The organism is Streptococcus pseudopneumoniae (genome assembly GCF_001072925.1).
Taxonomy (GTDB): domain Bacteria; phylum Bacillota; class Bacilli; order Lactobacillales; family Streptococcaceae; genus Streptococcus; species Streptococcus pseudopneumoniae_Q.
Genome location: NZ_JVHE01000039.1, coordinates 43,209 through 50,355 on the forward strand (window position 1 = coordinate 43,209; position 7,147 = coordinate 50,355).

Here is a 7,147-nt window from a genome sequence, read left to right on the forward strand (position 1 = left end):
TATAGTCTCATCCATTATAACATGATTTTTCAGAAAATTCTTCCTTTATAAGAAAATTATAGAGTCATTTTTTCTTTCAGAGGCTCTAAATAGCTCATTTCACTCTGCCCTCTCATCTCAAGTCCTTGCTCTGCTATAGCTAGCAAATCTTTTGAGAATTGAACAATTCCAGCTGTCTCCTCATCTGAAAGCTGTTTCTTAGAAAACTGACGTCTCAAAGATTTGTAGTCACGACCAAATCTCTCAAAGAAAGGTGCTGTTTCTAGGTATGTTTCAAGCTTGTCTAGATTTACCAACAAACCTAGATGAAAGGCTGCCGAAGCAAAGGTTCGGTCTAGGGGTTGCGTACAAACACTACGGAATTCAACCGTCCCTCGAGTTGTTAGGTCTTGATATTGGTAACTACGGTGCGTTTGAAAATCCTTCTCATGAGGAACAAGCAGAGTTTCTTTTCCATTTAAAGTATAGGCCGAAACTTCCTCAGTAGCTAGGTAATCTCTAGCCCGAATCGGAGAAAAATAGTAGGTTTCTCCACCTCGTTCTGCTGTAAAAATCGCAGAGTGGTCTAGATAATCGAAGAAATCATCCTCATCTTTGAAAAGTCTGGCATTGACACCGACATTCTCTGGATAAATCCCATGCATGGAGTCTTCCCAAAAGATATCTCGTGAAATCTGAGTATCCCATTCTGCTCCCGAAAACTCAGAATTGGCAAATAAGAAAGCTTTGGCTGCCTCAAGCTGAGTGAAAGCATTGATGACACGTAGGTAGTTAGCAGTCGATACATCCAACTGAACTTGACTCCCACAGATAAAAGCACCGTATTGTGGAAAGTCATGCAAATCAGCTCTATCTTGGCGACTTCCCATATGCAAGTAATCCATCAGCATCTGGTAACGTGGATAAGCCACAGGTCGATTGTCATTCTGATCCCAGTTTGGGTGAATTCCCCAGCCCTGGATAGCATGATCCTTTTCTCCAAGCTTTTCCTGAATGACCTTCATATAGGCCTCGAAGCGTCCTTGGACCTCTTGGATATTATGGGCTCTGCCAAAGGCAAACTCCAAGGTCGTGTAGGAAACCTCAAACAGAATCCGATCCTGATTTTTTGGTTCTACAAGTTGAATCGGATTTCCTTCCTGGTCCTCTTTTTCAACTTCCAGATGGAGAGCATCCACCAAAAAGCGCATCAAGTCCTTACTGACTTCAATATCTGTCGCTTGCCCATTTACATGAACGATAGGAAACTCCAACTCAATCCCAATATAGAGATCTGGATTTTCTTTTATATTTTTTAAATAACGGTTTTTCAATAACTGAACAGAAGGGGACATAGATACCTCTCACTCTAAATTCTCTTATCAGAAAGATCAATTGCTTTCTATATTATACCAAAATCCCCTCGGGAAGGAAGTCAGAAAATTTGCTGAAAATCTTAAAGCGGGGATATAAAGTCAACTTTTCTAGCATTTATAGGTATTTGCTCGCCAATGCATCAATCTTACTTGTTCAATTTTCACAGTCTTATCAACCGGTTAAGCGATTACATAGTTTTTTACCTCAAAACTATTGTACTATAGCAAATATCGTGATATACTTCACATATAAGTAAATAAGAGGGCGGTTCAAATTCGACTTCACTTGAAAACCTCTCAAGCCAAGCCCCTTTTCCTCTGCACCTCAACGACTAATCAAGGAGGATAGCTATGAAAGCTGTTGTTGTAAATCCAGAAGGTACTGGTGTTGCTATTGAAGAAAAAGTTCTCCGTCCACTCGAAAATGGGGAAGCTCTTGTAGAAGTTGAGTACTGTGGTGTCTGCCACACTGACCTCCACGTTGCCCATGGTGACTTTGGTAAAGTTCCAGGACGCGTTCTCGGTCACGAAGGTATCGGTATCGTCAAAGAAGTTGCTCCTGATGTAAAAAGCCTCAAAGTTGGCGACCGTGTTAGCGTAGCTTGGTTCTTTGAAGGCTGTGGTATGTGTGAATACTGTACAACCGGACGAGAAACTCTTTGCCGTTCCGTAAAAAATGCAGGCTACTCAGTTGACGGCGGTATGGCTGAACAATGTATCGTAACTGCAGATTATGCTGTTAAGGTTCCAGAAGGGCTCGATCCAGCCCAAGCTTCTTCTATCACTTGTGCCGGTGTTACCACATACAAGGCTATCAAAGAAGCAAAAGTTGAACCAGGCCAATGGGTTGTCCTCTATGGTGCTGGAGGCCTTGGTAACTTGGCTGTCCAATACGCTAAAAAAGTATTCAACGCTCACGTTATCGCAGTTGATATTAACAATGATAAACTTGCTCTAGCTAAAGAAGTTGGTGCTGATATCGTGATTAATGGTCTTGAAGTCGAAGATGTTCCAGGTCTTATCAAAGAAAAAACAAACGGTGGTGCTCACTCAGCTGTCGTAACAGCTGTATCAAAAGTTGCCTTTAATCAAGCAGTTGATTCTGTTCGTGCAGGAGGTCGAGTAGTTGCTGTCGGTCTCCCATCTGAAATGATGGACCTTAGCATCGTCAAAACAGTTCTTGACGGTATCCAAGTCATCGGTTCCCTCGTTGGAACACGTAAAGATTTGGAAGAAGCCTTCCAATTTGGTGCAGAAGGTCTCGTTGTTCCAGTTGTTCAAAAACGCCCTGTGGAAGATGCCATTGCTGTCTTTGATGAAATGGCTGCTGGAACCATCCAAGGTCGTATGGTTCTAGACTTTACTCACTAAGATAAATAATAAATGCCAAAACGAGGTCGGGACAGAAGATCCCACCTCGTTTTTTTGTAATAAAATTTTGACACGACAACTAATTGGACTTGGGGCATTTTTTAGACTCCCAAGAGCACTACTGACGTAAACTTCCTAGTCCCTCTTCTTTTTTATATTAAATTTTTTTACCATTTTATAGACGATTTTATAAAAAGTTGATATATCAATATTTGCAAATATGAAACTTTGAGATTTTTTTCACTCTTTATTATAATTAGTTGCTTTTTTTCTGAAAACGATTTATACTTAAGGAGTCTTAAAGTTTTCTTAAACTACAAGTCAAACATTTTATAAGGAGGAATGACAATAATGAGTATCGGAATCATTATTGCGAGCCACGGTGAATTTGCCGCGGGTATTCATCAGTCAGGATCTATGATCTTTGGTGAACAAGAAAAGGTTCAAGTTGTAACCTTTATGCCAAACGAAGGTCCAGATGATTTATACGCCAAGTTCAACAATGCTGTGGCTGCATTTGACGCAGAAGATGAGGTTCTAGTCTTGGCTGACCTTTGGAGTGGATCTCCATTTAACCAAGCTAGCCGCGTAATGGGAGAAAATCCTGAGCGTAAATTTGCCATCATCACAGGACTTAACTTGCCGATGTTGATTCAAGCCTACACAGAGCGCCTGATGGATGCTAATGCTGGAGTAGATAAAGTCGCTGCAAACATCATTAAAGAGGCCAAAGATGGCATCAAGGCTCTTCCAGAAGAGCTAAATCCAGCTGAGGAAGTTGCAACTGCTGCAGCTGCTCCTGTAGCCCAAGCTGCTATCCCAGAAGGAACAGTTATCGGAGACGGTAAATTGAAAATCAATCTTGCTCGTCTTGACACACGTCTTCTTCACGGGCAAGTCGCAACTGCTTGGACTCCAGATTCTAAAGCAGACCGTATTATCGTTGCTTCAGATAACGTTGCAAATGACGACCTTCGTAAAGAATTGATCAAACAAGCGGCTCCTAACGGAGTGAAGGCTAACGTTGTGCCAATCCAAAAATTGATTGAGGTTGCAAAAGATCCTCGTTTTGGTAACACACACGCCCTTATCTTATTTGAAACACCTCAAGATGCCCTTCGTGCTATCGAAGGCGGTGTGCCAATTAAGACTCTTAACGTTGGATCAATGGCTCACTCAACTGGTAAAACAATGATCAACAACGTATTGTCAATGGACAAAGACGACGTTGCTACATTTGAAAAAATGCGCGACCTTGGTGTTGAATTTGACGTACGTAAAGTACCAAACGACACTAAAAAAGATTTGTTTGACTTGATTAGCAAAGCTAACGTTCAATAATTAAAACTAAATAGAAAAGGAATAAAACCATGTCAGATATTTCATTCATTTCTGCTATCTTGGTTGTAGTTGTTGCCTTCTTCGCAGGTCTTGAAGGTATCCTCGACCAATTCCAATTCCATCAACCAATCGTAGCATGTACCCTTATCGGTCTTGTAACTGGTAACCTCGAAGCAGGGGTTATGCTTGGTGGATCACTTCAAATGATCGCCCTTGGTTGGGCTAACATCGGAGCTGCCGTAGCTCCTGACGCTGCCCTTGCCTCTGTTGCTGCTGCAATCATCATGATCAAAGGTGGTAACTTTACTACTGAAGGTATCGCAGTCGCAACTGCAACTGCAATCCCTCTTGCAGTAGCTGGACTTTTCTTGACTATGATCGTTCGTACAATCTCAGTTGGTTTGGTTCACACTGCTGACGCTGCTGCTAAAGAAGGAAACATTGCTGCTGTTGAACGCGCTCACTACTTTGCCCTTGCTCTTCAAGGTCTACGTATTGCTATCCCAGCTGCGCTCTTGCTTGCAATGCCAACTGAAGCCGTTCAAGGCGTATTGGAACTTATGCCAGAATGGCTTAAAGGTGGTATGGCTGTCGGTGGTGCTATGGTCGTTGCCGTTGGTTACGCTTTGGTTATCAACATGATGGCTACTCGTGAAGTATGGCCATTCTTCGCTATCGGTTTTGCTCTTGCAGCAATCTCTCAATTGACTTTGATTGCCCTTGGTGTCATCGGTGTTGCCCTTGCCTTCATCTACCTCAACCTTTCTAAACAAGGCGGAAACGGTGGCGGAGGAGCTGCAACTTCTAACGATCCAATCGGTGATATCCTAGAAGACTACTAGAAAGGGGAACAATCATGGCTGAAAAAATTCAATTATCAAAATCAGATCGCCAAAAAGTTTGGTGGCGTTCACAATTCCTTCAAGGTTCTTGGAACTACGAACGTATGCAAAACTTGGGTTGGGCTTACTCTTTGATCCCAGCTATCAAGAAACTTTACACTAAAAAAGAAGACCAAGCTGCTGCTCTTGAGCGTCACCTTGAGTTCTTCAATACTCACCCATACGTAGCTGCTCCAATCATGGGGGTTACTCTTGCACTTGAAGAAGAACGCGCAAACGGTACTGACATCGATGACGCTGCTATCCAAGGTGTTAAGATTGGTATGATGGGACCTCTTGCTGGTATCGGTGACCCAGTCTTCTGGTTTACAGTACGTCCTATCCTCGGTGCCCTTGGTGCATCACTTGCTGCGACTGGTAATATCGTCGGACCACTTCTCTTCTTCTTTGGATGGAATGCAATCCGTATGTCTTTCCTTTGGTATACACAAGAGTTTGGTTACAAAGCTGGATCTGAAATCACCAAAGACATGTCTGGTGGTATCTTGAAAGACATCACTAAAGGAGCTTCTATCCTTGGTATGTTCATCCTTGCCGTTCTTGTACAACGTTGGGTATCAATCAACTTCACTATCAACCTTCCAGGTAAACAATTGTCAGAAGGTGCCTACATCGTCTTCCCAGAAGGTCCTGTTACAGGTGGAGAATTGAAGGGAATCCTTGGTCAAGCACTTAGCGGATTGAGCTTGGATAGCGTTCAACCACAAACCCTTCAAGGTCAGTTGAACTCATTGATCCCAGGATTGATGGGACTTCTCCTTACTTTCCTTTGCATGTGGTTGCTTAAGAAAAAAGTATCTCCAATCACAATCATTCTTGCCCTCTTTGTAGTTGGTATCGCAGCTCGTTTCTTCGGTATCATGTAATCTCGACGAGAATGTATAAACAAAAAAAGAATCAGGTTTATCATCTGATTCTTTTGGCTCTTTGTCAAATAGTGTTGATGAAGAACCTAATGAAAAAAGAATCCAACAAAAATTGGACTACCTGTCTCCGGTTGGATACCGAAGACGGTAGCCCTAGGGTGTTTTTATTAAATTCTCACTTTTTGGGGTCAGTCCCTAAGCCTGATAGTAATTTTTTGTTCATACTATTCCCCTTTAGTCATTTACTACTTTAAGTTGCATTGCTTTAGCTACTTCTTCTGCCTTTGATCCCTTAGGTGTATGGATTTCTACATCTGGGTTACAGTTATCCACAAAATAGAAGTATTCTGTAATTTCTGTTACACTTGCTGGAATTGTAATAGATTTAATTGATGATGTCCCCCAGAATACTAATGTTCCAATACTCTTTGTTCCTTCTGGGAATACAACTGATTCTAATGAACTGTCAGAGTTGAAAACATCATCTTCTACTGTTTCTATTGACTTACCAAAGTGGACATACTTTAACTTATTGTCAATCGTAAACGCACCTTTCCAATATATCGTACTGTATCTGGTAAAACGATTGCCTCACAATGTTTCAAGTTCGCAAGACCACGTTCTCCAATTGCGATAACAGGTTTACCTTTAATTTCCTTTGGTACACGAACAACCTTATCGTCAGAAGTACAACTATAGATGACATAACCTTCTTCCCATAAATATACGCATGTTAATATATTAATATCTTTAAGGATTTATAACTATAGTTCCTTAATTTTCCCAGTAAAAAAACGAAAGGCACCACAAGTTATTTATGTGTTTTCTTTAAACGATTCATGTACTTCTGTCGCAACTTCTCACCCGCCTTTAATTGCGGTTGCGATAGATTGAGGACCTAAATATGCATCCCCTGTTATTAGTTCATTTCTATTGTATTCTGATGTTGACCGAAAGTCAAATTTTTACCTTTCATCTAGAACACTAAAGTCTACTTTTGTTCAATTGCTGCAACGACAAGGTCACATGGAATAATATGTTCACTACCTGCCACTTCATGCGTTGATCTTCTTCCACTTTCATCTGATTCACCAAGTTCCATTGTAATAACCTTTACACCAGTTACTTTCCCACTCTCATCACGCAATACTTCTTTAATATTCTCTAAGAAATGGAATGTAACACCTTCATTGTGTGCATCTTTGATTTGTAGTGTAGCTTCTAGTATATTGTTCATATGGTCATCATTCTTTTGTTTTAGGTTTCAGCGCTTTTAATATAATGGATGTTGGCCTTTTTGTATACACTAAAA

At 41.2% G+C, this 7,147-nt stretch carries 7 protein-coding genes; 4 read left to right on the forward strand and 3 right to left on the reverse strand.

Annotation, left to right across the window (positions count from 1 at the left end):
* Window positions 1-56: 56 nt before the first annotated feature.
* Complete coding sequence (locus ADH81_RS01770; protein ID WP_049526057.1) at window positions 57-1,334, reverse strand: glutamyl-tRNA synthetase; 1,278 nt, start codon at window positions 1,332-1,334, stop codon at window positions 57-59.
* Window positions 1,335-1,706: 372 nt separating this feature from the next.
* Here ADH81_RS01770 and adhP point away from each other — a divergent pair, with 372 nt between their 5' ends.
* The 4 genes from adhP to ADH81_RS01790 all read left to right on the forward strand — a co-directional run bounded on the left by adhP (window position 1,707) and on the right by ADH81_RS01790 (window position 5,835).
* On the forward strand, window positions 1,707-2,726 hold the full coding sequence (gene adhP, locus ADH81_RS01775) for an alcohol dehydrogenase AdhP (RefSeq protein WP_049526059.1): 1,020 nt from the start codon (window positions 1,707-1,709) through the stop codon (window positions 2,724-2,726).
* Between the two features lie 351 nt (window positions 2,727-3,077).
* On the forward strand, window positions 3,078-4,067 hold the full coding sequence (locus ADH81_RS01780; protein ID WP_049526061.1) for a PTS sugar transporter subunit IIB: 990 nt from the start codon (window positions 3,078-3,080) through the stop codon (window positions 4,065-4,067).
* A gap of 29 nt (window positions 4,068-4,096) precedes the next feature.
* A complete protein-coding gene (locus ADH81_RS01785) occupies window positions 4,097-4,909 on the forward strand; it encodes a PTS mannose/fructose/sorbose transporter subunit IIC (protein WP_001280303.1) in 813 nt (270 codons plus the stop codon).
* 14 nt (window positions 4,910-4,923) lie between these two features.
* On the forward strand, window positions 4,924-5,835 hold the full coding sequence (locus ADH81_RS01790) for a PTS system mannose/fructose/sorbose family transporter subunit IID (RefSeq protein WP_000818311.1): 912 nt from the start codon (window positions 4,924-4,926) through the stop codon (window positions 5,833-5,835).
* Window positions 5,836-6,069: 234 nt separating this feature from the next.
* On the opposite strand, the gene ADH81_RS10605 is transcribed toward ADH81_RS01790, so the two are convergent.
* Both ADH81_RS10605 and ADH81_RS01795 read right to left on the reverse strand, forming a co-directional pair.
* Window positions 6,070-6,399, reverse strand: coding sequence for a leucine-rich repeat protein (locus ADH81_RS10605; protein ID WP_342625444.1), 330 nt, complete (start codon window positions 6,397-6,399; stop codon window positions 6,070-6,072).
* A gap of 427 nt (window positions 6,400-6,826) precedes the next feature.
* Complete coding sequence (locus ADH81_RS01795; protein WP_004238875.1) at window positions 6,827-7,072, reverse strand: hypothetical protein; 246 nt, start codon at window positions 7,070-7,072, stop codon at window positions 6,827-6,829.
* Window positions 7,073-7,147: the final 75 nt, after the last annotated feature.